Source organism: Halomicrobium mukohataei DSM 12286 (assembly GCF_000023965.1).
In the GTDB taxonomy this organism is placed as follows: Archaea; Halobacteriota; Halobacteria; order Halobacteriales; family Haloarculaceae; genus Halomicrobium; species Halomicrobium mukohataei.
In genome coordinates this window covers 2,922,881-2,947,243 of record NC_013202.1, presented here as the reverse complement: position 1 = coordinate 2,947,243, position 24,363 = coordinate 2,922,881, and the positions used below count along the sequence as shown (strand labels likewise).

At 69.7% G+C, this 24,363-nt stretch carries 25 protein-coding genes; 21 read left to right on the top strand and 4 right to left on the bottom strand.

Annotation, left to right across the window (positions count from 1 at the left end; genetic code table 11):
- Nucleotides 1-40: 40 nt before the first annotated feature.
- From HMUK_RS14830 to HMUK_RS14775, 12 genes are all read left to right on the top strand, one after another.
- Nucleotides 41-625: a DUF7310 family coiled-coil domain-containing protein gene (locus tag HMUK_RS14830; RefSeq protein ID WP_015764006.1), complete on the top strand. Its 585-nt coding sequence runs from the start codon at nucleotides 41-43 to the stop codon at nucleotides 623-625.
- Nucleotides 622-1,077 (top strand): DUF7311 family protein, encoded by a 456-nt coding sequence (locus tag HMUK_RS14825; protein ID WP_015764005.1) that lies wholly within the window; start codon nucleotides 622-624, stop codon nucleotides 1,075-1,077. Before HMUK_RS14830 ends, HMUK_RS14825 begins: the two co-directional genes overlap by 4 nt.
- A 22-nt stretch (nucleotides 1,078-1,099) precedes the next feature.
- A complete protein-coding gene (locus HMUK_RS14820) occupies nucleotides 1,100-2,953 on the top strand; it encodes an ATPase, T2SS/T4P/T4SS family (protein ID WP_015764004.1) in 1,854 nt (617 codons plus the stop codon).
- Nucleotides 2,950-4,644, top strand: coding sequence for a hypothetical protein (locus HMUK_RS14815; protein ID WP_015764003.1), 1,695 nt, complete (start codon nucleotides 2,950-2,952; stop codon nucleotides 4,642-4,644). The genes HMUK_RS14820 and HMUK_RS14815 overlap by 4 nt, the downstream gene beginning before the upstream one ends.
- Nucleotides 4,645-4,678: 34 nt before the next feature.
- Nucleotides 4,679-5,143 (top strand): DUF7283 family protein, encoded by a 465-nt coding sequence (locus HMUK_RS14810; RefSeq protein ID WP_015764002.1) that lies wholly within the window; start codon nucleotides 4,679-4,681, stop codon nucleotides 5,141-5,143.
- Nucleotides 5,124-5,513, top strand: coding sequence for a DUF7285 family protein (locus HMUK_RS14805; protein ID WP_223270959.1), 390 nt, complete (start codon nucleotides 5,124-5,126; stop codon nucleotides 5,511-5,513). Before HMUK_RS14810 ends, HMUK_RS14805 begins: the two co-directional genes overlap by 20 nt.
- Nucleotides 5,510-6,388, top strand: a complete 879-nt coding sequence (locus HMUK_RS14800; protein ID WP_015764000.1) for a DUF7284 family protein — start codon at nucleotides 5,510-5,512, stop codon at nucleotides 6,386-6,388. The genes HMUK_RS14805 and HMUK_RS14800 overlap by 4 nt, the downstream gene beginning before the upstream one ends.
- Nucleotides 6,388-9,495: a DUF7286 family protein gene (locus HMUK_RS14795; RefSeq protein WP_015763999.1), complete on the top strand. Its 3,108-nt coding sequence runs from the start codon at nucleotides 6,388-6,390 to the stop codon at nucleotides 9,493-9,495. Before HMUK_RS14800 ends, HMUK_RS14795 begins: the two co-directional genes overlap by 1 nt.
- A gap of 33 nt (nucleotides 9,496-9,528) precedes the next feature.
- Nucleotides 9,529-9,957: a DUF5791 family protein gene (locus tag HMUK_RS14790; protein WP_015763998.1), complete on the top strand. Its 429-nt coding sequence runs from the start codon at nucleotides 9,529-9,531 to the stop codon at nucleotides 9,955-9,957.
- Between the two features lie 3 nt (nucleotides 9,958-9,960).
- Nucleotides 9,961-10,854, top strand: coding sequence for an SDR family oxidoreductase (locus HMUK_RS14785; protein ID WP_015763997.1), 894 nt, complete (start codon nucleotides 9,961-9,963; stop codon nucleotides 10,852-10,854).
- A gap of 61 nt (nucleotides 10,855-10,915) precedes the next feature.
- On the top strand, nucleotides 10,916-12,085 hold the full coding sequence (locus HMUK_RS14780; RefSeq protein WP_015763996.1) for a DHH family phosphoesterase: 1,170 nt from the start codon (nucleotides 10,916-10,918) through the stop codon (nucleotides 12,083-12,085).
- Between the two features lie 32 nt (nucleotides 12,086-12,117).
- A complete protein-coding gene (locus HMUK_RS14775) occupies nucleotides 12,118-13,203 on the top strand; it encodes an aldo/keto reductase (protein ID WP_015763995.1) in 1,086 nt (361 codons plus the stop codon).
- Here the strand turns inward: HMUK_RS14775 and HMUK_RS17690 are convergent, their stop codons facing one another.
- A complete protein-coding gene (locus tag HMUK_RS17690; protein ID WP_015763994.1) occupies nucleotides 13,204-13,371 on the bottom strand; it encodes an HVO_0758 family zinc finger protein in 168 nt (55 codons plus the stop codon).
- A gap of 81 nt (nucleotides 13,372-13,452) precedes the next feature.
- Between HMUK_RS17690 and HMUK_RS14770 the strand changes: the two genes are divergently transcribed.
- From HMUK_RS14770 to HMUK_RS14755, 4 genes are all read left to right on the top strand, one after another.
- Entirely contained in the window at nucleotides 13,453-14,625 is a 1,173-nt protein-coding gene (locus HMUK_RS14770) for an MFS transporter (protein ID WP_015763993.1), read from the top strand.
- A gap of 38 nt (nucleotides 14,626-14,663) precedes the next feature.
- Nucleotides 14,664-15,755 (top strand): glycosyltransferase family protein, encoded by a 1,092-nt coding sequence (locus HMUK_RS14765; protein ID WP_015763992.1) that lies wholly within the window; start codon nucleotides 14,664-14,666, stop codon nucleotides 15,753-15,755.
- Nucleotides 15,756-15,790: 35 nt separating this feature from the next.
- Nucleotides 15,791-17,089: an aspartate--tRNA(Asn) ligase gene (gene aspS / locus HMUK_RS14760; RefSeq protein WP_015763991.1), complete on the top strand. Its 1,299-nt coding sequence runs from the start codon at nucleotides 15,791-15,793 to the stop codon at nucleotides 17,087-17,089.
- Nucleotides 17,090-17,529: 440 nt separating this feature from the next.
- On the top strand, nucleotides 17,530-17,757 hold the full coding sequence (locus tag HMUK_RS14755; protein ID WP_015763990.1) for a PLDc N-terminal domain-containing protein: 228 nt from the start codon (nucleotides 17,530-17,532) through the stop codon (nucleotides 17,755-17,757).
- Here HMUK_RS14755 and HMUK_RS14750 read toward each other — a convergent pair.
- The 3 genes from HMUK_RS14750 to HMUK_RS14740 form a co-directional block, all read right to left on the bottom strand.
- On the bottom strand, nucleotides 17,754-18,272 hold the full coding sequence (locus tag HMUK_RS14750; RefSeq protein WP_015763989.1) for a hypothetical protein: 519 nt from the start codon (nucleotides 18,270-18,272) through the stop codon (nucleotides 17,754-17,756). The genes HMUK_RS14755 and HMUK_RS14750 overlap by 4 nt on opposite strands.
- Nucleotides 18,269-18,571 (bottom strand): UPF0175 family protein, encoded by a 303-nt coding sequence (locus tag HMUK_RS14745; protein ID WP_015763988.1) that lies wholly within the window; start codon nucleotides 18,569-18,571, stop codon nucleotides 18,269-18,271. Before HMUK_RS14745 ends, HMUK_RS14750 begins: the two co-directional genes overlap by 4 nt.
- 86 nt (nucleotides 18,572-18,657) lie before the next feature.
- Entirely contained in the window at nucleotides 18,658-19,122 is a 465-nt protein-coding gene (locus HMUK_RS14740; RefSeq protein WP_015763987.1) for an MGMT family protein, read from the bottom strand.
- 173 nt (nucleotides 19,123-19,295) lie between these two features.
- Here HMUK_RS14740 and trpC point away from each other — a divergent pair, with 173 nt between their 5' ends.
- The 5 genes from trpC (at nucleotide 19,296) to HMUK_RS14715 (ending at nucleotide 24,349) form a co-directional block, all read left to right on the top strand.
- Nucleotides 19,296-20,099 carry an indole-3-glycerol phosphate synthase gene (trpC, locus tag HMUK_RS14735; protein WP_015763986.1) on the top strand — a complete coding sequence of 268 codons (804 nt, stop codon included), beginning with the start codon at nucleotides 19,296-19,298 and terminating at the stop codon, nucleotides 20,097-20,099.
- Entirely contained in the window at nucleotides 20,092-21,387 is a 1,296-nt protein-coding gene (trpB, locus tag HMUK_RS14730; RefSeq protein ID WP_015763985.1) for a tryptophan synthase subunit beta, read from the top strand. Before trpC ends, trpB begins: the two co-directional genes overlap by 8 nt.
- Complete coding sequence (gene trpA / locus HMUK_RS14725) at nucleotides 21,388-22,218, top strand: tryptophan synthase subunit alpha (RefSeq protein WP_015763984.1); 831 nt, start codon at nucleotides 21,388-21,390, stop codon at nucleotides 22,216-22,218.
- Between the two features lie 26 nt (nucleotides 22,219-22,244).
- Nucleotides 22,245-23,051, top strand: a complete 807-nt coding sequence (locus HMUK_RS14720) for a 2-amino-3,7-dideoxy-D-threo-hept-6-ulosonate synthase (RefSeq protein WP_015763983.1) — start codon at nucleotides 22,245-22,247, stop codon at nucleotides 23,049-23,051.
- Nucleotides 23,052-23,182: 131 nt separating this feature from the next.
- Nucleotides 23,183-24,349, top strand: coding sequence for a 3-dehydroquinate synthase II (locus HMUK_RS14715; RefSeq protein ID WP_015763982.1), 1,167 nt, complete (start codon nucleotides 23,183-23,185; stop codon nucleotides 24,347-24,349).
- The last annotated feature ends 14 nt before the right edge of the window (nucleotides 24,350-24,363 follow it).

The following is a 24,363-nucleotide window of genomic DNA, read 5'->3' as shown; positions in this document are numbered from 1 at the left end:
TTCCGAGGGTTCAAATGCGATGACAGGACCACCGACGGCCATGCCAGACCGAGAACGCCTGGACCGGCGACTGCGGGCGGTCGAACGGACGCTGACGGGCGACGATCACGATCTCGACGCCCTCCAGCAACGAGGCGATCTCGCCCGCCGGGTCGAGGAACTGGAGGAACAACTCGACAGTGCCCAGCGACGGATCGACGAGCTCGAAGCCGCGACGCAGGCGCTCCGTGGCTACGTGGGCAACGTCCGGTCGGTCAACGAGGACGTCGAGCAACGGGCCGACGCCGCGGTGGCCGCGGTGGATCGACTCGAAGAGCGACTCGCCGACGGCGCGGCCGATCGCCGATCAGACAGCGCGTCGCGGCCGACCGATCCCACCGACGCCGCTCCGGACGGCCACCGCCGAGAACCGGTGTCGACGGGGACAGCGAGCGGGACACAGCGATCGGCCCACTCGCCGAGGCGTGACCGGAGCGACCGGCCCGTCTCCGGAGCGACGGGCGACGGCCACCGTGGTGCCGGCCCGATCGACGGGGCCGCTGGGCCCGACGGCACTGACAGCGTCGATGGCGGCGACAGCGCAGACGAGAGCGGTGTCCTCGCCCGACTCCGGTCGCGGCTGTGATCTATCGCGTCGTGCTGGCAGTCGTGCTCGCGACCGCGCTCGTCGCCGCGACGCTCGGCCCGATCGACGACGCGCGTCGACAGCGCACCTCGGCGATGGTCTCGGATCAGGCGAGCGAGATCGAACGCGTCGCCGACACGCTCCTCGAAACGGACGATCCGCTCGACGGGCCGGGTGCGCGTCGCGTCGTGACGCTCCGCGTTCCGACCCGGACGTGGACCAGCGGCGGCGTCGAGCGCGTCTCTCTGCGCCCTCCGACAGACCAGGCCCCGGCACGGCTCTCCTGGCTCCTCACGGACGGACAGCCCCGAACGCGACAGCTCCCAGGTGTCCCGCTGAGAACGCCCGACGGTGGTCCCGTCGTGCTCCGACGCGGCGGTCGCCACCGGCTCGTCCTCTCGCTCGACGGGCGGCCGGGTGCGCCGGTGCTCACCGTCCGACGGTTGAAGTGAGATGAGGGGGCCACCGCCGCCCATGCGAGGGTGGTTCAGCCGTTCGACGCCGGCCCCCGACTGCGGATGTACAGTACGACGAGGACGCAACGACACCGGCGAGACGCTGCTGGTCGACGCCACGGACTGTCCAGACGGCGGTCGACTGGCCGAGTCGCCAGCCTGTCGCCGGACGGTCGTCGAGGCGCTCGCCGAACGCGACGCCGAGCGCGTGGTGACGCGGTCGAACGGTCGCGAACGGGCCTATCTCGACGATCACGCGGCCCTGCTCTGTGCGGCCGGCCGGTTCGTCGAACGGACGCGGTTCCACGACGAGGCCCTCGCCGAACGGGCCGTGACCGATCCGATCGACGCCGCCCGGGAGGCCGTGGGTCGCGCGGGTCCAGTCGCGTCGATCGCAGCGGAGACCGGCCTGGGGCTGTGTGCTCGTCGAGTCGGCGAGATCGCGTCGCTCTCCCCGCACGTCGGCCCGACCATCGGACACACCCGTCTCGGGGCCGACCCGCCGGCCGACGGTCGGCTCCGCGACAGCCGGCGGCTCTCGACTGGCGGACGCGTGCGACTCTACGAACGCGACGACGACCTCCCGGTGTATCACCTCGAACCGCTCGGGGCTACGCTGGACGACGCTGCGATGGCGACGCTCGAACGCGGTCGGGAGCTCGTCGCCGACGGGACGGTGACCGGCGAGCGTGCCGCCTGGCGTGCGATCCGGACCGTCGCTTGCGAGGACGATCCGGTCGAACGGCTCGGACGCGTGCTCGACCGACACACCGCCGGGTACGGCGTCCTCGCCGAGTGCTTCGACGACCCGCGCGTGACGGACGTGTTCGCGACCGCGCCGGTCGCGTCGAACCCGCTTCGGGTACGCGTCGACGGGGAACTGGCGACGACGAACGTTCGGGTGAGCCGGCGCGGCGTCGAAGCACTCGCCTCGCAGTTCCGCCGCGAGAGCGGACGGGCGTTCTCGCGAGCCAGCCCGACGCTTGACGCCACCACGACGGTCGGCGACCGGCGGGTCAGGATCGCCGGGACGACAGCGCCGGTCAGTGACGGCCCGGCCTTCGCGCTGCGAGCCCACGACCGGACGGTGTGGACGCTCCCACAGCTCGTCGACAACGACACCGTCCCGCCGGCAGCCGCCGCACTGCTCTCGCTGGCGGTCGACCGTGCGGCTGCCACGCTGGTCGCCGGCCCCCGCGGAGCGGGCAAGACGACGCTGCTGGGCGCGTTGCTGTGGGAGCTCGACCCCGGCGTACGAACGCTGGTCATCGAGGACACCCCGGAGCTGCCGGTCGCACAGCTCCAGGCCGACGGACGGGAGGTCCAGTCACTGGTGACGGCGCGGGGCGACGGTCCCGGACTGCCGGCCGACGAGACGCTGCGGACGGCGCTCAGACTCGGCGAGGGGGCGCTCGCGGTCGGCGAAGTCCGCGGCGAGGAGGCCCAGGTCCTCTACGAGGCGATGCGTGTCGGTGCCGGCGGTAGTGCCGTTCTGGGGACGATCCACGGCGACGGGGGCGAGGACGTGCGCGAACGCGTCGTCGCCGACCTCGACGTGCCCGCCTCGTCGTTCGCGACGACTGATCTCGTCGTCACCATGGGGCGCTTCGAGACCGAGGACGGGCCGGCGCGTCGCGTCGCGGCGATCGAGGAGGTCGTCTCCGCTGGGGACGCGGTGGACTTCGAGCCGCTGTATCGGCTCCGGGAGGGACGCTTGCAGTCGACCGATCGGCTGGAACGGGGCAACAGCGAACTCCTCGCTGCGCTGGCCGACAGCGACGAATCCTACGCCGACGTGCGTGCGGGACTGACCGAGCGCACGGACGAGATCAGACGCCGGGAACGAAGAACTGGCCGGACGGTCGAGGCATGAAGCGGGCGCTGCTCCGGGGCGTCGCGCGGTGCTGGCCTCTCTCCGTGTCACCCGACCCCGACCTCCGTCGTGCGGTCGCCTTCCTCGGCTGGGGCGTCGACGCCGAGATGGTCGTGGGGGCGAGCTACGCGGCGACCGTCGCGCTGGCTACGGCTGGCGTCTTCGTTCAGGCCGTCCTGAGCGGCAGTGTCGGGCTGGCCGTCGCCGGGTGCTGTCTCGTCTGTGCCGCGATCGTGCTCGCCACGTCGAAGCTCGTCGTCGCGTTCGCCAGCGTCCGGCGAGCGGAGGCGCTGGGTGACGCACCGGCGCTCGTGACTCGGCTCACCATGCGGCTGTCCCTGACGCCGGCACCGGGGGCCGCCGCGGCGTTCGGTGCCCGGTCCGTTCCGGGAGCGTTAGCCGACAGTCTGGCGAGTCACGTCCGCCGGACGGCGAACGGGCCGAACACCGGTCTCCAGTCGTTCGGGCGAGAGTGGCGACCGTGGTTGCCCGAACTGGAACGCGCGTGTTCGCTCGTCGAGAGCGCCGGGCGGGAACCGGCCCAGCAGCGCGGGGCGACGCTCGAACGCGCTCGGACGACGGTCCTCGACGGCATCCACGACCGGACGGCCGCGTTCGCGGCCTCGATCAGCGGGCCGGCGACCGCGCTGTACGCCTTCGGCGTCCTGTTGCCCCTCGCACTCGTGGCGCTCTTGCCCGCCCTGGACGCGGCCGGCGTGCCGGCACCGCTGTCGTTGCTCGTGGTCGTCTACGACGTGCTCTTGCCCCTCGCAGTCACCCTCGCCAGCGCCTGGCTGCTGACGAAGCGGCCGGTCGCGTTCCGCCCGACGCCGGTACGCCGATCCCATCCGGACGTGTGGTCTCGTCCCACTCACGCCGCCGTGGCCGGCATCGCGGCCGCTCTCCTCGCCGGCTGGTCGGTCCGTCTCGTCCTCTCTGACTGGATGGGATTCGTCGCCGCGGCCGGGGCCGGGCTGGGGACTGCGCTGGTGGTCGCCTTCCAGCCGATGCAGTCGGTCCGGTCGACCGTCGAGGCGGTCGAAGCGGGTCTCCCCGACGCGCTCTCGCTGATCGGCCGGCGCGTCACACGGGGGACTGCGACCGAGCGCGCCGTCGAAGACGTCGCTACGGCGGTTCCGGGAGCGACCGGGACGGTGCTGGCCGAGGTGGCCGGTCGTCAGCGTCGCCTCGGGGTCGACCTCCGGACGGCGTTCGTCGGTGAACGCGGCGCGCTGGCGACGGTGCCGAGCGAACGGGCCGAGAGCGCGGCCTCGCTACTGGCCCTCTCGGCTCGGGAGGGGCGACCCGCCGGGGACGCCCTGCTGGCGATGGCCGATCACCTCCAGACGATCGACGAGGCCGAGCAGGCGAACCGCCGTGCGGTCGCACAGGTGACGAACACGCTCTCGAACACGGCGGCCGTGTTCGCGCCACTGGTCGGCGGTGCGACGGTCGCGCTGTCGGCCGCGATGGGATCGGCCGGTCCCCTCGGCGGGAGCGTCGCGACCGCCGATCTCGGCCTCGCAGTCGGGTGGTACGTCCTCGTGCTCGCGATCGTCCTGACGACGCTGGCGACCGGACTGACCGACGGGCTCGACCGGTCGCTCGTCGGCTATCGCGTCGGCCTGGCGCTGCTGGCCGCGACGGCGACGTACCTCACCGCGTTCGTCGGCGCGACCTCGCTCGTGTGAGGGTTTAAGTCCGAAGGCGGGGCCAGGGCGTGCCATGTTCGAGGTCCCGGTCGACGCACTGTACGCGTGGCTCGGCGTCGCGGCCGTCAGCGTCGCGGTGCTCGGCGTCGTCGTCGCGCTCCCCACGACCGCACCGCCCGACGCGACCACAGCAGCCGACGCCGTCGATCGCGTCGCCGTCGGACCGCCAGACGCCAGAGCGACGGTCCAGATCGACGCGGCGGCGATCCGGCTCGGTCCCAGCCAGCTCTCGCTGCGCAACGACGGCGGGACCGCGAGCGCGACGTTCGCGTACGGCCCCGTGACGCCCACACTGGCGGACGATCAACTCGCGCTCGTCCTCTACGGGCAGCCGCCAGCGAGCGTCTTCGAGACGAGCGCGGCCTTCGAGCAGGCGGTCGCGGACGCCCAGGTCCGAGGAGAGTGGCGACAGGCACCGGCGGAGATCGACGTGCGACGCGTCCAGTGGGGTGAGACCAGTGTCACGCTCGTCGGATAGGGGACAGGTCGAGCCCCTCGTGGCCCTCGTCGCGGTCGCCGCGGTCTCGCTCGCCCTGTCGCTCTACGCTGGCGTCCTCGACGACGCACTGCCGAGCGAACGCGAGCGAGAACTGCCCGAGACGACACTTGCCGCGGTCGACGATCACCTCGCGCCCGCTGGCGTCGTCGAGCCCCGACGAGTCTCCGACGCCGTCGACGCGGGTCCGTCGGGCTATCACACGAACGTGAGCGTGACCGCCGACGGCCGGCAGTGGCAGGCGGGACCGGTCGCCCCAGACGACGCTGGGACCGCGAGCGAGCGGGTGAGCGTCCGGACGAGGCCGGCCCACGTCGACGCGGCCCGTCTCCGGGTGGCGGTGTGGCGATGAGAGCGATCAGTACCGTCGTCGATACGACGCTGTTCCTCCTCCTGCTCGGGGGTGCCGTCGGGACGCTCGTCGCCGGGACAGGTGGTCTCGACGCGCCGCCCTCGGGGGACGACCACGCCGACGAGACGGCGACCTCGCTGGCGACCACCACCGTCGGCGTCGACTACGCACTGACGCCGCGAAACAACCACAGCGACGGAGTCAGCTACGGCCACAGCGCCGACTTCGACCGGACGGCACACGGGACGGTCGCCGGGCTCCTCGCGGCAGCCACGCGGACCGCCGCGACGCTCGACGGCGAGCGAATCGCCCCTGCCGGCGGCGGATTCGAGCGAGCGGTTCGCAACGAGACCCGCGCTGCCGTCCACCGTCGCGCGACCGCCGTCGGCGTCACGGCCGTCTGGGAACCCTACGACGGTGCGCCCCTGGGCGGTCGCATCCACGCCGGACCGACGCCGCCCGCGAGGGCCGACGTGCGTGCGGCTCGACTCACCGTCGACAGCGGCATCGAGCCAGCGAACGAACGCGCACGCGAGGCTGCCCGGACCGACGGCACGGACGGCGTTGCGCGCGTGGTCGCGGCGGCGGTCGTCGAGGGGTTCTTCTCGCCCGCCGAGAGCCGCGTCGCGCTCCGTGGGGACGCGCCGGCCGACACGCTGGCGGCCCACCGCTACCGCCGCGTCGCCAGGCTCACCGACGCACCGGCTCTGGACCTGGAGAACGGCTCCGTTGAAGCGACGAACGCCCGGCTCACGGCTGCGCTGGCCGACCGGTTCGCCGCCGACATGCGCGACCGGTTCGAGACACCGGCGGCCACGGCCCGCGCCGTCTCGACGGGCGAGGTACGAATCGTCGTCAGGACGTGGTCGCCGTGATGGACGATCGCGGCCGCGTGCCGTTCGCACTGATCGGCGTCCTCCTGCTCGTCAGCAGCGCGACGCTGGCGACGACGATCGATCCGGGATCGCTTCCGTCCGACAGCGAGACCGAGGTGGTCACTGAACGGACGACTGCGACCGCACAGACGGAACTGCGCGAGGCCGTGACGACCGCCAGCCGGGCGGCCGCAGCGGACCCCGTCGTCGATCCGGCAGACACCGCCGCCGGTCGCCTTCTCGACGAAGAGACGGCGTTTCGCGACGCGCTCCGGCTCCGGATCTACCTGCGGGCCCGCGACCGCCTCTCTCGGGTCGCGGTCCGTCGTGGCGAGGTCACCGGCTCGGTCTCGCTGCCCTCGACGGAGACGCGGGCCAAGCGCCGCGCCGCCATCGACCGCGTGACAATCCAGCGGGCAGACGACGACGGCACCGCGATCCGGGTGACCGTCGAGAACGTGACGGTCCGTACCCACCGTGGCGGGCAGGTGCGCTCCCGGACGACGATCTCTCCGACTGTCACCGTCGTGACGCCGGTGCTCGCGGCCCACGATCGAGTCAGCACCTACCAGCGGCGACTCGACGCCGGCGTGACGGAGCGAGGATTGAGCCAGCGACTGACGACTCAGCTGTACGCGCTGGCGTGGTCGCGAGGCTACCTCCAGTACGGCGAGGTGCCGATCAGCAACGTCGTCTCGAACCAGCACGTGGGCGTCGTCACCAACGAGGCACTGCTGGACCTCCAGCGCGAGACGATCGGCCACGCCGATCCACGGGGCCGTCGCACGCTCGCGGTCGCGGCGGCACGGACGGCGGCACGGGATCTCACCGTCGCCACAGGGACCGACTCGCGCGTGACCGACGCCGTTCTGAGCGGACCGACGAAGCCAGCGGCGAGCGACATCGAGGGACTGGAGCCACCGCGCCGGTCGAGCCCCGACGAGCGGCGCGAGGTCGCGGTCAACGAGACGGCAGACAGAGCGTTCGTCGACGTGCTCGACGACGGTGCCATCGACAGCACGATACGGGACGCCTACAGCGTCGAGGTCCGGACTGTCGGCCGCGTCGAGGGCGATCGCCACGTCGGCGTGTCGGCACCGCGCCCCGCCGGCTCGAACTGGACGCGCGTCGACAAGCGCCGTGAGCGATCGATCCGCCACCGAAACGTGTCCGTCGCGCCGCCGCCGATCCCCGACGGCTGGCACGAGTTCGAGACCTACGGGCGAGAGACGGTCGTCACGGAGCGAGCGGTGGGGGTCTGGGAGCGCCAGGTCGCGGGGCCAAACGGGAGCGTCGAGGTCCAGCGGAGGACCACCGACAGGACGGGCACGAGTCGACAGACCGTCACCCTCGCGGTCGTCGGTCGTCACGACCGCACCTCGCCGGCTCCCGTTCGACCGATCCGACGGGCCCACCAGCGCGGTGCCGGCCCCCTGGAGGGACCGAACCTCGCCGACGCTCGCGAACGCGCCAGAGAGCGCCTGATCGACAGCCAGGGCGGCCGGTCCGCGGCCCTCGAATACGCGGTCCACAGCGGGCCGAACTCCGACGTTCACACGATCGAGCTAGAGGTACCCGCGAACGCGTCCGAGTGGGCGTATCGCGATCTGATGGGGGTCCGAGAACGGGTCCGGTCCGTCGCCGTCGAGGTGCGGCAGGGACGAGTCGGGTCGTACGAATCGAACCCGCCGGCAGCGCTCGCACGGGCCGTCGAGCGAGAGCGGACGCGGCTGATCGACGCACCGTCCAGCTACGACGGCGCGGCGACCAAGGCGCGGATCGCCGTCCGGGTCGCGTACCTCGATCGCGTACAGGCCCGCCTCCGTGCGCGGGCAGACGACCGGCGTGGCAGGGCCGACGCGTTCGGCGATCGGCTCGACGAGGCCGGTACGTCGATCGAGACGCTGCGCGAGGGGCTCGACGCTCGCGGGCGACCACCGTCGGACCGCCAGCCGCGGCTGGACGGTGTCGGCGGGCCGGTCGCGCTGACGGCCGACGGCGCACCGGCCTACCTCACGCAGGCCTCGCTCAGCCACGACGACGACCCGGCGATCGAGAACAGCTCTCGTCCGCTGGTCGCGCGCAACGTCAACGTCTTTACCGTACCCCACCAGACCGTCTCGGACTCGCTGGTCGACGGTCTGTTCGGCGATCGATCGGGGGTCAGACTCGACACGGCGGCCCGGACGTTGAACGCGACCAACGCGACCCTCGCCGAGGCGAACGCCGCTGCTGTGGACGGCGAGGCGGTTCGACGGGCGGACGCGCGCCGACCCGAACGCCACGCCGAGAACGTCTCGGCGCTGACCCGCGAACGCGACGCCCTCCGCCGAGAAGTCGCGTCGGCGAACGAGCACGTGATCGACGGCCAGCGGTCGGTGCTGTCCCGACGGGCCGTCGCCGGCAGTGCCAGCGAGCGCGAGGCGATGCTTCGAGACGCGCTCGCGCCGTGGCAGACGACCCACGATCGGGCCCTGGCGCTGGCGAACGGCTCGGTCAGCCGTCGACTCGTCGCTCTCGCCGGCCGGCGGACCGACCTCTCGGTGGCTGCACGCGACCGGCTCGCCATTCGACTGAACGCCACGCGTCGCGCGGCGTTACGGGAGCCGGGCGGGCGACCGGACACCGACGCCGTCGACGCGAGCCGATCGCGCACGCAGACGGTCGCGCGGGAGCTGGCTCGGGAGGCCGCTGCCGCCGGTGCGGAACGGGCCACGAAGCGCGGCTACGGCGCGGTGGTGAACGACACGTTCGAGGCGATGCCGTCCGGACTCCCGCTGGCACCCGTGCCCGGCTCGTGGTACGCCACGACGAACGTCTGGCACGTCACGGTCCGTGGCGAGTACGCCCGCTTCGGCGTGCGCGTCTCCCAGGGGCGGCCGACGACGCCCGGCGGCGAGTTCGTCTACGCCAGGGACGGCGAGAACGTCAGCCTCGACGTCGACGACGACGGGTCTCCCGAGCGGATCGGCCGGTCAACCCGCGTCGACTTCGAGGCCACGGCGACGGTCCTCGTCGTCGTGCCGCCGGGCAAGACCGGCGTCGGCGACACCAACGGCGTCGCGATCGAGGAGTCGGAGGGGTGGCCCGATCCGGGGCCGGAGTGACACTGACTTGTAGGCCCGTCCTGTAGGGTGTGTATGATCAGAGGCGAATTCGAGGACGCGGGCGAGCAGTCACCAGAGACTCTCCGGCGGGCCTACGAGACGCGGCTGTCCGAGACCGTCGAATCCGTCGGCGTCGACCGGGCCGTCGACGAGACGCCGCTGAACCGAGACCGGATCACGGCGTTGCTCGACGGTGCCTCCCCGGATATCGAACTCACCGAGGCCGCGGCGATCCTGGCGCTCGACGAGGACCGTCCTCACGCCGACACGATCGCCGCGGACGCGCGGGACATCCTCCTGATGGGGATGACGACGGCGGTCCTCGACGTGGAAACGCTCGCGTCGGGTATCGACGGCCAGCTCGAACCGAAGGAGATTCAGCAGAAGGTCGAGGGCCGGTTTCCGATGACCGTCGCGGAGTACGCCCTGCTCCACCAGTTCATCGCCCAGCGCGAGGGGTGACCGATGCGGGTCGCCATCCTCGGCTGTGGCTACGTCGGGCTGGCTCTCTGTCGCCAGCTGACCGACGCGGGCCACGACGTGGTCGGTGTGCGCCGCTCTCCAGACGCCGCGGCGGCGATCGAGGACGCCGGTGGCACGGCGGTCCGGGCCGACGTGACCGACGCCGACGACCTCGCTGCCGTCCCCGACGTAGACGCGGTCGTCTTCGCTGCCAGTTCCGGCGGGCGGGGAGCCGACGCGGCGCGCCGGGTGTACGTCGAGGGCCTCCAGACGGTGATCGACCACTTCGGAGCGCGCGACGATCCGCCAGCGCGGCTCGTGTACACGTCCAGTACGGGCGTGTACGGCGACCACGACGGCGACTGGGTCGACGAAACGACGCCGCTCGACCCCCAGACCGACAAGACGCGGGTCCTCGCCGAGGCCGAGCGCATCGCCAGAGAGCGGGCACTGGACCGCGGCATCGACGGGACCGTCGCCCGCTTTGCCGGACTGTACGGCCCCGACCGGTACCGCCTGGAGCGGTACCTCGACGGCCCCGTCACCGAGGGGTACCTGAACATGGTTCACCGCGCGGACGCGGCGGGCGCGGTCGCGTTCCTCCTCCGCGAGGGAGTGGCTCGGGACGAGACCGTGCTGGTCGTCGACGACGAACCGGTCTCGAAGTGGGCCTTCGCCGACTGGCTGGCCGACGAGTGTGGCGTCGCGGAGCCACCCAAACGAACCACGGCCGAGCGCCTCGCGGACGACGACCTCTCGGAGACCGCGCGTCGCCGGATCCAGACGAGCAAGCGCTGCTCGAACGACCGACTGCACTCGCTGGGCTACGAGTTCGCCCATCCGACCTTCCGGTCGGGGTACCGCGACGCGATCGAGCGCTACCGGGCCGCGAACTGACCGTCACACGTATCAGGTCAGGGGAACCTTCTTATCCGGTGACGCTGAAAACTGCGTCCGTATGCCGATCTGGCAAGTGGGTGGCCTCCAGCGAGTCGTCGATAGCGTCACCGTGTTCGCGCGTGAATCGCCGCTGGTGGCCGCGCTCGTGGTCGTCGGGATCCTCGTCTTTCTCGTCGGGGTTCGCCTCGCGATCGACAGACTCCGCCGGTCGCCGGCCGAACGCTTCCAGCGACTGCTGGCGTCGACCGACGAGGTCGCCGTGTTGATGCATCCGAATCCCGATCCGGACGCGATGTCGAGTGCGCTGGCCGTCGACAGGCTGGCGACGCAGGCCGGTTCGTCGCCGACGCTGTACTACCCCGGACAGATTCGCCATCAGGAAAACCGCGCGTTTCAGACCGTTCTGGATCTGGACTTCGATCGCATCGAGAAGGCCGGACAGCTACAAGAGAGCGAGGTCGTCCTGGTCGATCACAACGAGGCGCGTGGGTTCCCCGGCGCGGAGAGCATCGATCCGATCGCCGTGATCGACCACCATCCCGGCGGCGGCGAGGGGTCGGAGCTGTCCGACGTTCGCACCGGCTACGGTGCCTGTGCGACGATCTTCGCCGAGTACTTCGAGACTCTCGACTGGGAACTGGCCGACGGCGACGCGACGGCCGACGACAACCAGATCGACCAACAGGTCGCGACCGGGCTGCTATACGGCATCCAGTCAGACACGAAACAGCTCACGAAGGGGTGTTCGTCCGCGGAGTTCTCTGCGGCCGAGTACCTCTACGACGGGATCGACGAAGACCTGCTCGACAGAATCGCGAACCCACAGGTCGACGCCGAGGTCCTGGACGTGAAAGCCCGTGCGATCACCGACCGCCAGATCAAGAACGCCTTCGCGATCAGCGACGTGGGCGCGGTCTCGAACGTGGACGCGATTCCACAGGCTGCCGACGAACTGCTCCGACTGGAGGGCGTGACGGCGGTCGTCGTGATGGGGCGCAAAGAGGACACGCTGCACCTCTCCGGGCGCTCGCGCGACGACCGCGTCCACATGGGTAACGTCCTCCAGACGGTCGTCGACGACATTCCGATGGGGTCGGCGGGCGGCCACGCCCGGATGGGCGGGGGCCAGCTCTCGATCGATCACATGAACGGGATCGGACCGGGAAGCGGCGTCGCGATGACCGACTTCAAGGGGCACCTGTTCGACGCGATGGCCGGCGACATCTGACCGCTTTTGACCGTCGAGAGCCAACGACGACTATGGCAACTCAGTCGGCGACCTGGGCCTACCGTGACGACCACGACGACTTCGCCCGCACTTACTTCAGGCGGTTCGGCGACTGTGTCGTCTCGAGCATCGGCGTCGGCACCTACCTGGGCGATCCGACCGACGAGCAAGACGAGCGCTACCGGGAAGCGATCGCCGATGCGCTCCGCTCCGGAATCAACGTCGTCGACACGGCGATCAACTACCGACACCAGCGCTCGGAGCGCGTCGTCGGCGACGTCGTCCGGACGGGGCCGGTCGACAGAGAGTCGGTCCTCGTGGCGACGAAAGGCGGATTCGTCCCCTTCGACGAGGACCGCCCGGACGATCCCGGCGCGTACGTCGGGTCGGAGTATCTCGACACCGGCATCGTCGACAGCGACGACCTCGTCCGCGGGCACCACTGCATCGCACCGGCGTTCATCGAGGACCAGCTCGACCGCTCGCTGGACAACCTCGGTGTGGACACGATCGACCTCTACTACGTCCACAACCCGGAGACACAGCTCGAAGCGAACTCGCGAGCGGCGGTGTACGACCAGCTCGAAGCGACCTTCGAGCGCCTGGAGCGACGCCGCGCGGCGGGAGACATCAGACACTACGGCGTGGCGACGTGGGACGCGTTCCGGGTGCCAGCGGACCACGACAGCTACCTCTCGCTGCCCGAGATCGTGCGTCGTGCACAGTCGGCGGCCGCCACGGTGGAAAACGAGACGACCGGCTTTCGCGGGGTCCAGCTCCCGTTCAACGTTCAGATGGCCGACGCCTTCACCGTCGAGGCCCACGAGGGCGCGGAGGGCACCCAGTCCGCGCTGTGGTTCGCCCACGAGGCCGAGCTGTCGGTGTTTACCAGCGCGTCGATCATGCAAGGGGAGCTGTCGACGGGGCTGCCCGACGATATCGCGGCCAGACTAGACGGCGACACCAGCGTCCAGCGGTCGATCAACTTCGCCCGGTCTCCGCCGGGCGTCACGTCCGCACTGGTCGGGATGGGATCGCCCGAACACGTCGTCGAGAACGTCGCGGCCGGTCGGTACGAACCACTCGGTGCGAGCGCGTTCGACGCCGTCTTCGAGTAGCTACATCTCCTGCCACTTGCTCTCACAGCCGGGACAGACGCGGATCTTTCCGATCTCGTCGGGGTCGTTCTCCGTTCCCAGCTGCTTGCCACAGCTGGTACAGGAGAGCCGCCCGTAGTTGTCCTTCTCCAGATCCCCCGCCCGAAGTCCGGACCGTACTGAGTCCATAGCTGGTGGTGGAACGGCCGAGCGTAAAAAGGCTCGCGACGGACCGGAAGGTTTGTGCCGTTGACTGACTGACCAGTTAGCGTGTCTCGTCGAACGGTCTTCGGGTCGTTGCTGGGGCTCGTCTTCCTGGTCAACCTCGCACGGGTCGTGTTCGCGCCCCTGCTGGAGCCACTCGGTACCGCGCTCGACGCCAACGACGCCGCGCTGGGGACCATCGCGACGCTCGCGTGGCTCGGGAGCGCACTGCCTCGCATCCCGACTGGCTACCTCCTGACGCACATCTCTCGCAGCGTCGTCATCCTCGCGTCCTCGGGAATCCTGGCGGTCGCGGCCGTCGCCACGTCGCTCGCCAACAGCGTCCCGGCCGTGATGGTGGGGGCCTTCCTGATGGGACTGGCCAGCGGCTCGTACTTCATCGCGGGCAATCCCCTGGCGAGCGAACTGTTCCCCGACCGGGTCGGCTCGACCCTGGGTATCCACGGCACCGCCAGCCAGCTCGCCGCCGTCAGTGCACCGGCGATCGTCGTTGCCGCTCTGGGCGTCGGCGACTGGCGCACCGTGTTCCGAGCGATGGCCGTCGCCGCCGTCGTCTCCGGGATCGCCTTCGCCCTCACCGCTCGTCGGACGGAGATGCCCGACGCCGGTGCGGAAGACACCGCCTTCCTGGCGGCCGCGCGCCACCAGTGGCGGATCGTGCTCGCGGGCGTGGCCGTCATCGGCGTCACGGGGCTGGTCTGGAACGGCCTGTTCAACTTCTACGTGAAGTACTTCCTCGCGAAGGGGCTGACCGGTGCCCAGGCGAACCAGTTGCTGACGATCGCGTTCGGCGCTGGCGTGCCGGCTTTCTTCGTCTCCGGGCGGCTGGCCGACCGACTGCCGGTGTTGCCCTACATCCTCTCGATCATCGGCGGGTTCCTGCTCTCGGTCTACGCGACGACGCTGCTGTCCGGCTATCTCGGGCTGGCGGTCCTCAGCGCCGTTCTCGGCTACGTGATCCACAGCCTCTTTCCCGCGGTCGACACGTACCTGCTGGGCTCGCTCCCGGACCACCACCGCGGGAGCGCCTACGCCGTCTACAGCGGGACGATGATGATCATCCAGGCCTCGGGAAGTACGATCGTCGGCAGCCTCTCGTCGGCCGGCTACTCCTTCGAGACGATCTTCACCTGGCTGGTGGCGGTGCTCGCGGCGGTGTTGCTCGGGCTCACGGGACTGTACGTCGACGGCCAGCTTCCGACCGGCGCACGGGCGTAGGCACGCTGTTTTTGAGGCCGGAACCGAAGTGGGGAGTGATGGAGTACGTCCAGGAACGGATCGCTACGCTACACGATTACGACGGCACGAACCCCGCCGCGCCGACCGATCGGGCCGCGGTCGTCGTCCCCATGACCGAGCGCGAGCACGCCAGCCTCGCCGCCGAGCACGTCTTCTCGACGCTGGCGTCGGTCGACCCCGAGCAGGTGTACGTCCCGTTGCGGGCCGGCCCGGGCGAGGTGGCCGCGGTGACCGAGTGGATCGACGGCTTCGACTTCGACGCCGAGGTGCTGTGGTGCAACGCGCCCCGCGTCGAGGAGCACCTGCGCGAGCGTGACCTCGTCGCCGAGGCCGGCAAGGGCCGAGACGTGTGGCTCGCGCTGGGCGTGGCCGCGCGCCACGACTACGTGGTGGTACACGACGCCGACGCCACGAGCTACGGGGCCGAGCAGGTCCCGAAACTGCTCGCACCCCTGGCCGGAGACCACAGCTTCGCCAAGGGCTACTACGCCCGCGTCGAGGACGGGCGGCTCTACGGGCGGCTGTTTCGCCTGTTCGTCCGCCCGCTCTTGCGCGCCCTCGACGAGACGGTCGATCATCCGGTGATCGACTACCTCCTGTCGTTTCGCTACGCGCTGGCCGGCGAGTTCGCCGCGACGAGCGCGGTCGCCAGATCGCTCCGTGCCCAGCCCGGCTGGGGGCTGGAGATCGGCACGCTCGGGGACGCCTACGACGCGGCGGGCTTCGCCGGCAGCGCACAGGTCGACCTGGGGACCCACGAGCACGACCACCGCTCGGTCGGCGGCCCGTCGGGACTGGGCGATATGTGCGAGGCGGTCGGTGGCGCGCTCTTCCGGGTGCTCGACGACCAGGGCGTCGCCGTCGAGTACGACCGCCTCCGGGACGCGTACACGACCGCTGCCGACGCGCTCGTCGACCAGTACGCCGCCGACGCGCGGTTCAACGGACTGACCTACGACGCCGCCAGCGAACGCGAGCAGGTTCGGGAGTACGTCCGTGGGGTGGCCGACCCCGGCGAGGACCGTCGACTGCCGGCCTGGGATCGCTGTGGCGTGGCTCCCGAGACGATCCGCGGGCTGTCACGGGACGCCATCGACGAGAGAGAATAAACGGAGTTTAAGTCCCGCCCGTCAAACGAACGCCCATGGACGATCGAACGTACACGGCAGACGCCGAGCCCGGTGACACGGTCACCGTCGCCGGCTGGGTCCACGAGGTGCGCGACCTCGGTGGCATCGCATTCCTCATCCTCCGAGACACGACCGGCAAGATTCAGGTCAAGTTCGAGGTCGAGGAGATGGACGACGATCTCGTGGAGACGGGTCTGAACGTCCACCGCGAGTCCGTCATCTCCGTGACGGGCGACGTGGAAGAAGAGCCCCGCGCCCCGACCGGCGTCGAGGTCACGCCCGCGTCGGTCGACGTGATCAGCGAGGCCGACCCCGAACTGCCACTCGACCCCTCCGGCAAGGTCGACGCCGAGCTGTCGACCCGACTGGACAACCGCACGCTGGACCTCCGCAAGGACGAGGTCAAGGCGATCTTCGAGATCCGCGCGGAAGTGCTGCGCGCGGTGCGCGAGCAGTTCCGCGAACTCGGCTGCACGGAGATCAACACGCCCAAGATCGTCGCCACCGGCACCGAGGGCGGCACCGAGCTGTTCCCGATCACATACTTCGGCCAGGAAGCGTTCATGAACCAGAGCCCCCAGCTGTTCAAGCAGCTGATGGTCGGCTCCGGACTGGAGCGGGTCTTCGAGATCGGGCCGATCTTCCGCGCCGAGGAACACAACACGCCCCGACACCTCAACGAGGCGACCTCGATCGACTTCGAGTCGGCGTTCGCCGATCACACCGAAGCGATGGACGCCTGCGAGGCCGTCGTCAAGGCCGCTTACGAGGCCGTCGAAGAGAACTGTCAGGACGAACTCGTTGCGCTGGACCTGGCCGACGAGTTCGAGGCACCCGAAGGCGACTTCCCGCGCCTGACCTACGAGGAGGCCATCGAGCGCATCAACGCCACGGGCGAGCTCGACGAGCCGCTCGTCTGGGGCGACGACCTGCCGACCGAGGGCGAACACGCGCTCGGCCAGGACGTGGGCGAGCACTACTTCATCACCGACTGGCCCAGCGAGATCAAACCGTTCTACATCATGGACAAGGACGACGAGGTCTCAACCGGCTTCGACATGATGCACCCCGAGATGGAGCTGGTCTCTGGCGGCCAGCGTGAACACCGCTACGACCACCTCGTCGACGGGTTCGAACAGCAGGGCCTCGATCCAGAAGCCTTCGACTACTACACGAAGATGTTCAAGTACGGGATGCCCCCACACGCCGGCTGGGGCCTGGGCGGCGAACGCCTCATCATGACGATGCTCGGTCTCGGCAACATCCGCGAAGCCGTTCTCTTCCCACGAGATCGTCAGAGATTGAGTCCGTAGGGGGCGAGGGGCGCGAACGAAGTGAGCGGTCCTCGAAAGCGAGCGGGAGCGAAGCGACACGCGAGCAGCGACAAACCTGAGAGCCAGCGAGACGAACAGAGTGAGTCTCGCAGGACTGTCTTCCTCTCTTCCCGCGAGATCGTCAGAGATTGAGTCCGTAGGGGGCGAGGGGCGCGAACGAAGTGAGCGGTCCTCGAAAGCGAGCGGGAGCGAAGCGACACGCGAGCAGCGACAAACCTGGGAGCCAGCGAGACGAACAGGGTGAGTCTCGCAGGACCGTCTTCCTCTCTTCCCGCGAGATCGTCAGAGATTGAGTCCGTAGGGAGCGAGGGGCGCGAACGAAGTGAGCGGTCCTCGAAAGCGACCGGCTCTGGCCGACGCTCTCGACGGCTACCACACGATTTTTATCGGTGCCACGACACCAGCCACGCGTGTTCCAAATGGTCCCCCTCCAGGCTGGATTCGTCCTAGTCTTTCTGTTGTTCGGCCTCGCAATCACCGCGCTGTGGGTGTGGGTGTCGTACTGGGTGTACAACGACGCGACCGACCGCGGCATGGACAGCGCGACGCTGTGGGCCGTCGTCACGTTCGTCGGCGGCGTCATCGGACTGCTGATCTACATCCTCGTCCGCGAGGACCCGTCGACCTCACAGGCGGTACAACCCTAGTCGCCGATCTCGCCGACGGCGCGCTCGCGGAGTTCGCCGGTCAGATGCATCCCGTGCTGGTCGATCCGGCGGACGATCCGCTTTGCCTGTCGCGGGCTCAGGTACTTGTCTTCCAGCGTCGCCCGGACGACGACGCCGAAGCTGCTGGTGACCTGGGCACCGAGTCCGCGACACATCTGGCGGACGGTCCGATCCTCCGAGACGACCGCGACGGCCGATCGGTCGTCGGAGTCCCGACGCGCCAGGACCCCCGCGATCACCGCCGCCGCCGTCCCCACGTCCTTCTCGCCGAGGAGTCGCTGCGCGCGCTCGATGTCGGCGTCGGCTTCGGTGACCGCTCGCACGTCGTCGCCGTCGAGCAACTCGTCGAGGTTCGTCACCGTCGGCTCGACGGCCGAGGCCTCGCGGACGGGCTTGGGTACGACCACGTCGCCGTCGAACGAGGTCAGCAAAGAGAGTTCGCCGACCTGCCCGAGGCTGTACACCGCCGTCGGACCGACGTAGATCCGACTCATAGCTCCGCCGCGGTGTCGGCGTCGAGCTCCAGATCCGACAGCGCGAGCTGTGTCGTGAGGTTGCGTTCCCGAGCCACGTCGAGCCACTCGGCGATCGAGAGATCGGCCAGCTGTGCGGCCTCGGCGGCCGACACGTCGCCGGACTGGTAGCGCTCGACCGCGACCCGGATCCGGAGGGTCTCCAGCCCCTCGTCGAGGGCCTTCCTGATCGTCGTCGAACGGTCCTCTGCGAGCAGTTCTGCGACGGCGTCCAGCTCTGTCTGCTCCTCGTCGGAGAGGCGCGCACTGATCGTCGGCATGTTTGCGCTCAACTACGCCGTATTACATAAGCGTGTGGCTCTCGGGTTCGCGCCCGACCGGGGGCGGTCGTCGGCCCGAACGCGTCTCACAGCCCCTCGATGCTCCGGAGCTTCTGCTCGACTGCCGGCGGCGCGCCGCTGGGGCCGTCCCGGACGCGATGGTCGGGGATCACCAGCGGGACCGGGTTGTCCGCGAGGGCCTCCCTGACGATCCGCGCGCTCTCGTCGTCGTTCGGATCGAGCACCGGTGTCATCCGTACGAGCTGGTCGACGCCGGCCTCCTCGCCGTAGGGGATCTCCCGGACCGCTTCGAGCACGCTCCGGCGCTCGGTCGAGACGGTCAGGCCGACATCGACGTCACGGAAATCGTCCGTCTCGTTGCTCAGATACGCCTCGATCCGGTCGAGGAGGTCGTGGTCGGTTCGACTCTCCGCTGCCGGCTGCTCGGGGAACGACAGCTGGATGATCTTCTCGCCCGCCGCCCCGAGCTGGACGTACCGGTCGAGAAACTCGAACTCGCGCGCGTAGATTCCCGCGTCTGGGCTGGCCATGTCCGATCACTCGCCCGGTCGCGTCTTGAAGATTCGGCTCCCGACCGACGACCGGACGCCGACGGGTCTCCGCCGACGAAGCCGCTCCGCCGAGGGCCACCGAACGAACCGGGCCGAGGGCGTCGTCGCCAAGGGCAAGTCTTATGTGCAACTCTGTCCGTTAGTGTACAGTAATGGGCGATAGTGAGGAGATCGCACCGGCGGTCGAGTCGATCCTGGCGACGGCCCGCGAGCGTGGCGGTGCCGACGGCCGCGTCGACGTCGAGCCCCGGTCGTTGACCGACGCGTTCGCGGACGCCGAGGCGGACGGTCGCGTCCCGGTGATCGCCGAGGTAAAGCCGACGAGTCCGACTGCGGTGGGCGAACGCACGGAGGATCCGGTCGCGCTGGCCGAGCAGATGGTCGAGGGCGGGGCGGCGGCGCTGTCCGTGCTGACCGAGCCCGAGCACTTCGGCGGGTCCGCAGCGACGCTGGCTCGGATCCGCGAGGCCGTCGACGTGCCGGTCCTTCGCAAGGATTTCGTCCTCCACGAGGAGCAGTTAGACGTGGTCGAGGCGGACGTGATCCTGTTGATCGTGCGCTTTCTCGACGAGCCCGGCACGGGCGATCTGGCGGACCTGCTCTCGGCCGCCCGCGAGCGGGGGTTCCAGGTCCTCGTCGAGACGCACACGGCCGACGAGCTCGCGCGAGCGGTCGAGGCCGGCGCGGAGATCGTCGGCGTCAACAACCGCGATCTGGCGAAACTGGCGGTGGATCTGGACACCTTCGAGCGGGTCGCACCGGACGCCCCCGAGGGCGTGACCCTCGTCGCCGAGAGCGGAATCCAGAGCCCGGCCGACGTGGCCCGGATGCGCCGAGCCGGGGCCGACGCCCTGCTCGTCGGCTCTGCGATCATGGACCACGGCGCACCGGCCGAGGAGACGGACGTGACAGCGAACACGCGACGACTGACGACAGCGACGACAACACATGAGTAGCGAATCCAAATTCGGCGACTACGGCGGACAGTTCGTACCCGAGGCGTTGATGCCGGCCATCGAGGAGCTGACCGACGCCTACGAGCGGTACGTGATCGACAACGAGGACGGCTTCATGGACGAGTTCCGTCGGCGGCTGGCGGACTTCGGCGGCCGACCCCTGCCCTTACAGCGGGCCGACCAGCTCTCGGCGCGCTACGACACCGAGGTGTACCTCAAGCGAGAGGACCTGCTCCACGGCGGGGCTCACAAGCTCAACAACGCGCTCGGGCAGGTCCTCCTGGCGAAGTACATGGGCAAGGAGCGTATCATCGCGGAGACCGGTGCCGGGCAACACGGCACGGCGACGGCGATGGCCGCGGCCCACCTCGACATGCCCTGCGAGATCTACATGGGCGAGACCGACATCGCCCGCCAGCGGCCCAACGTCTTCCGGATGCGGATCAACGACGCCGAGGTGAATCCGGTGACGACCGGCCGCGGGACGCTCAAAGAGGCGATCAGCGAGACGATGCGGGACTGGGCGACCACCGTCGAGACGACCCACTACGTCATCGGGTCGATCGTCGGCCCGGCTCCGTTCCCGGCGATGGTCCGGGACTTCCAGTCGGTCATCAGCGAGGAGGCCCGCGAGCAGATCCAGGAGCAGACCGGCGGCCTCCCGGACGCCGTCCTGGCCTGTGCGGGTGGCGGCTCGAACACGATGGGCGCGTTCCATCACTTCGTTCCGGACGACGACGTGGACCTCTACGCCGTCGAGGCCGGCGGCTCCTCGCTGTCGGTCGACGAGGAGGAAGGCGTCGCGCCCAACTCGGCGTCGCTGTCGACCGGCGACGAGGGGGTACTCCACGGAGCGCGCACGAAGCTCCTTCAGGACTCTGACGGCCAGATCATGGAGTCACACTCCGTCTCCGCGGGGCTCGACTACGCGGGCGTCGGTCCGGAACTGGCCCACCTCGTCGACGAGGGGCGCGTGACGCCGGTCAACGTCGACGACGACACCGCACTTGAAGCGTTCCACCGGCTCTCCCAGGACGAGGGGATCATCCCGGCGCTGGAGACGGCCCACGCGTTCGGCTATCTGGAGCGCGTGGCGGGACCCGCCACGGACGATCGAGCGGCGGAGCCGCGAGATGAGCACCACGACGAACTGGGCGACACCGTGATCGTCAACGTCTCTGGCCGGGGGGACAAGGACCTCGAAACCGTCATCGAAGAGACCCAGAAGCGCGATCTGGACATCGCGCCGGACATGTCGATCTTCAACGAGATCGGGGGCGGGATCTAGATGGGACTGGAACGGGCCTTCGCCGACGAACCCGCCTTCGTCCCGTATCTCGCCGCGGGCGATCCGGACTACGACGCCTCGATCGAGTACGTCGAAGCGCTCGCTCGCGGGGGTGCGGACGTGATCGAACTCGGGCTTCCGTTCTCCGAACCCATCGCCGAGGGGTCGACGATCCAGGAGGCCGTCGTCCGCTCGCTGGACGCCGGAATGAGTCCGGATCGGTTCTTCGAGTTCGTCGAAGAGTTGGACGTGGACGTGCCGCTGGTCTGTATGACCTACTACAACCTCATCTACCAGTATGGCTCCGGACAAGGGCCAGAACCCTTCGTCGAGAAGGCCGCCGAGGTCGGTATCGAGGGGTTCGTCGTGCCGGACCTGCCCGCCGAAGAGGCCGGGCCGCTCCGGGCGGCCTGTGACGAGTACGGCCTCGATCTGATCTTCATCGTCGCGCCGACCACGAAGGGCGACCGGCTCGCGTCGATGATGGATCAGACCTCGGGCTACGTCTACGTGCAGGCGCGGCTGGGCGTCACCGGCGCGAAAGACGACGTGGACGACGCGACCGAGGAGAGCCTCGCCCGGATTGCGGAGTGGGACGTGCCAAAGGCCGTCGGCTTCGGCATCAAGAACGGCGACCACGCCGAGCGGATCGTCTCTGCCGGTGCCGACGGCATCATCGTCGGCTCCGCGCTCGTCGACATCGTCGCTGAGGGCCACGAGAATGGCGACCCCGCCGACGAGGTCGCGGCCCGCCTCGAACAGAAGGCCCGCGAACTGAAGGAGGGGGCGCTGCGGGGCGCACAGAATCGGCCGCAACCGGAAGGAACATAATCGTACTTGCCACACGTTCGCACAACATGAGCGCAGGGAAAGCAGCACGACTGGCACGGATCGGGACAGGGGGGCGACATGTCATCGTCCCCATGGACCACGGTATCACACTCGGGGCCGTCGACGGCCTCGTCGACATCGAATCGACGATCGACGCGGTCACGACGGGCGGCGCGGACGCCGTCCTCACCCAGCGCGGGATCGCCGACCGCGTCCACGAGAACACGAACGACGCGGGCTACGTCGTCCACCTCAACGGCTCGACTTCGATCGGGCCAGACGAGAGCGACAAACGACCGACCGGCACCGTCGAGGACGCCATCCGGGCCGGGGCCGACGCCGTCTCCTTTCACATCAACGTCGGCAGCGAGCACGAACCGGAGCAGATCTCACAGCTCTCCGAGGTCACCAGCGCGGCCCGCGAGTACGGGCTGCCGGTGCTGGCGATGGCCTACGCTCGCGGCCACGACGTTCGCGACGAGGACCCCGAGCTGTTCGCCGAGGACCTCGGCCACGCGGTCCGGCTGGCCGAGGAACTCGACGCCGATCTCGTCAAGACCGCCTACAGCGGCACGCCAGAGACGTTCGAACGCGTCGTCGAGTCGACCGCACTGCCCGTCCTGATCGCGGGCGGCTCGAAGGGCACCGACGAGGAGACGCTCGACATCGTCCGCGGGGCGATGGACGCCGGGGCGGCCGGCGTCTCGATGGGGCGCTCGATCTTCCAGCACGAGGAACCCGAGAAGATCGCTCGCGCCGTCGCCAGCGTCGTCCACGAGGACAGCGAGGCGGCCGACGCGCTCCGTGCGGCCGGTCTCGCCGTCGAGGCGTAGCGAACGCCGAACGCGGCCACCGCTGGCGACGTCTGACCGACGAGACAGTCACGCGCGACGGTGATCCTTCTATCCGGGCCGATTGCCCGCATTCGCCACGTTCAAGCGGGACCGATTCGAGAGGTGGGACAATGACACGAAGCGTGTGGCTCAAGGCCGACAGCGAGGTCGGCGACTGGGAGACCCGAAAGCGCCGAATCACCGCCGGCCTCGAAGCCGGCGTCGACTGGGTGCTCGTCGACGAACACGACGTGGCCCGCGTCCGGGACCTCGGTGAAGTCAACGTCGCCGCCTTCGCCGGTGGCGACGTCACCGTCATGGACGCCGAGGGCGAGGAAGCCGAACCCGACGCCCACGTCGTGGGCAAGGACGGCGAGGGCGACGGCACCGTTGACCTGCCCTCTGACTTCTCTGGCTCTGCCGACCTCTCTGCGCTCCGCCAGGACGGCGAGGCCCCACAGGGTGGCTACGTCCGCATCCGGTCCAAGGAGTACGAGGGCTTCGCCGAGGCCGTCGCCGAGGAGGCGGCCTTCACCATCGTCATCGGCGACGACTGGCAGATCATTCCCCTGGAGAACCTCATCGCCCGCGTCGGCGACGAGACGGAGCTGATCACCGGCGTCCAGACTGCCGAGGACGCAAAGACCGCCTACGAGACGCTCGAACTGGGTGCCGACGGCGTCCTGCTCGACACGGACGATCCCGACGAGATCCGCCGCACCGTCGAAGTCCGCGACGAGGCCGGCCGCGAACAGCTCTCGCTGTCCTGGGCCGAGGTCACCGACATCGAACAGACCGGGTCGGCGGACCGCGTCTGCATCGATACGGGCTCGCTGATGGCCGAGGACGAGGGAATGCTGATCGGCTCGATGGCTCGCGGGCTCTTTTTCGTCCACGCCGAGACCGCCGAGTCGCCCTACGTGGCCTCGCGTCCCTTCCGGGTCAACGCCGGTGCGGTCCACGCCTACGTCCGCACGCCCGACGGCGGGACCAAGTACCTCTCGGAACTCCAGAGCGGCGACGAGGTCCAGGTCGTCGACACCGACGGCAACACCCGCGAGGCCATCGTCGGCCGCGCCAAGATCGAGAAGCGGCCGATGTTCCGCGTCCAGGCAGAGACTGAGGACGGCGACCGCATCGAGACGCTGATCCAGAACGCCGAGACGATCAAGATGCACACCGCCGAGGGCCGGACCGCGATCACCGACATCGAGCCCGGCGACGAACTCCTGTTGTACACCGACGACAAGGCCCGTCACTTCGGCGAGGCCGTCGAAGAGTCGATCATCGAGAAGTAGCGCCCCGTGGGCAC

What these genes read in the sequence shown, in the direction of transcription:
- HMUK_RS14830 (WP_015764006.1), top strand. Translation starts at nt 41, where the DNA reads ATGCCAGACCGAGAACGCCTGGACCGGCGACTGCGGGCGGTCGAACGG.
- HMUK_RS14820 (WP_015764004.1), top strand. Translation starts at nt 1,100, where the DNA reads ATGCGAGGGTGGTTCAGCCGTTCGACGCCGGCCCCCGACTGCGGATGT.
- HMUK_RS14815 (WP_015764003.1), top strand. Translation starts at nt 2,950, where the DNA reads ATGAAGCGGGCGCTGCTCCGGGGCGTCGCGCGGTGCTGGCCTCTCTCC.
- HMUK_RS14810 (WP_015764002.1), top strand. Translation starts at nt 4,679, where the DNA reads ATGTTCGAGGTCCCGGTCGACGCACTGTACGCGTGGCTCGGCGTCGCG.
- HMUK_RS14800 (WP_015764000.1), top strand. Translation starts at nt 5,510, where the DNA reads ATGAGAGCGATCAGTACCGTCGTCGATACGACGCTGTTCCTCCTCCTG.
- HMUK_RS14795 (WP_015763999.1), top strand. Translation starts at nt 6,388, where the DNA reads ATGGACGATCGCGGCCGCGTGCCGTTCGCACTGATCGGCGTCCTCCTG.
- HMUK_RS14790 (WP_015763998.1), top strand. Translation starts at nt 9,529, where the DNA reads ATGATCAGAGGCGAATTCGAGGACGCGGGCGAGCAGTCACCAGAGACT.
- HMUK_RS14785 (WP_015763997.1), top strand. Translation starts at nt 9,961, where the DNA reads ATGCGGGTCGCCATCCTCGGCTGTGGCTACGTCGGGCTGGCTCTCTGT.
- HMUK_RS14780 (WP_015763996.1), top strand. Translation starts at nt 10,916, where the DNA reads ATGCCGATCTGGCAAGTGGGTGGCCTCCAGCGAGTCGTCGATAGCGTC.
- HMUK_RS14775 (WP_015763995.1), top strand. Translation starts at nt 12,118, where the DNA reads ATGGCAACTCAGTCGGCGACCTGGGCCTACCGTGACGACCACGACGAC.
- HMUK_RS17690 (WP_015763994.1), bottom strand. Translation starts at nt 13,371, where the DNA reads ATGGACTCAGTACGGTCCGGACTTCGGGCGGGGGATCTGGAGAAGGAC.
- HMUK_RS14765 (WP_015763992.1), top strand. Translation starts at nt 14,664, where the DNA reads ATGGAGTACGTCCAGGAACGGATCGCTACGCTACACGATTACGACGGC.
- aspS (WP_015763991.1), top strand. Translation starts at nt 15,791, where the DNA reads ATGGACGATCGAACGTACACGGCAGACGCCGAGCCCGGTGACACGGTC.
- HMUK_RS14755 (WP_015763990.1), top strand. Translation starts at nt 17,530, where the DNA reads ATGGTCCCCCTCCAGGCTGGATTCGTCCTAGTCTTTCTGTTGTTCGGC.
- HMUK_RS14750 (WP_015763989.1), bottom strand. Translation starts at nt 18,272, where the DNA reads ATGAGTCGGATCTACGTCGGTCCGACGGCGGTGTACAGCCTCGGGCAG.
- HMUK_RS14745 (WP_015763988.1), bottom strand. Translation starts at nt 18,571, where the DNA reads ATGCCGACGATCAGTGCGCGCCTCTCCGACGAGGAGCAGACAGAGCTG.
- HMUK_RS14740 (WP_015763987.1), bottom strand. Translation starts at nt 19,122, where the DNA reads ATGGCCAGCCCAGACGCGGGAATCTACGCGCGCGAGTTCGAGTTTCTC.
- trpC (WP_015763986.1), top strand. Translation starts at nt 19,296, where the DNA reads ATGGGCGATAGTGAGGAGATCGCACCGGCGGTCGAGTCGATCCTGGCG.
- trpB (WP_015763985.1), top strand. Translation starts at nt 20,092, where the DNA reads ATGAGTAGCGAATCCAAATTCGGCGACTACGGCGGACAGTTCGTACCC.
- trpA (WP_015763984.1), top strand. Translation starts at nt 21,388, where the DNA reads ATGGGACTGGAACGGGCCTTCGCCGACGAACCCGCCTTCGTCCCGTAT.
- HMUK_RS14720 (WP_015763983.1), top strand. Translation starts at nt 22,245, where the DNA reads ATGAGCGCAGGGAAAGCAGCACGACTGGCACGGATCGGGACAGGGGGG.
- HMUK_RS14715 (WP_015763982.1), top strand. Translation starts at nt 23,183, where the DNA reads ATGACACGAAGCGTGTGGCTCAAGGCCGACAGCGAGGTCGGCGACTGG.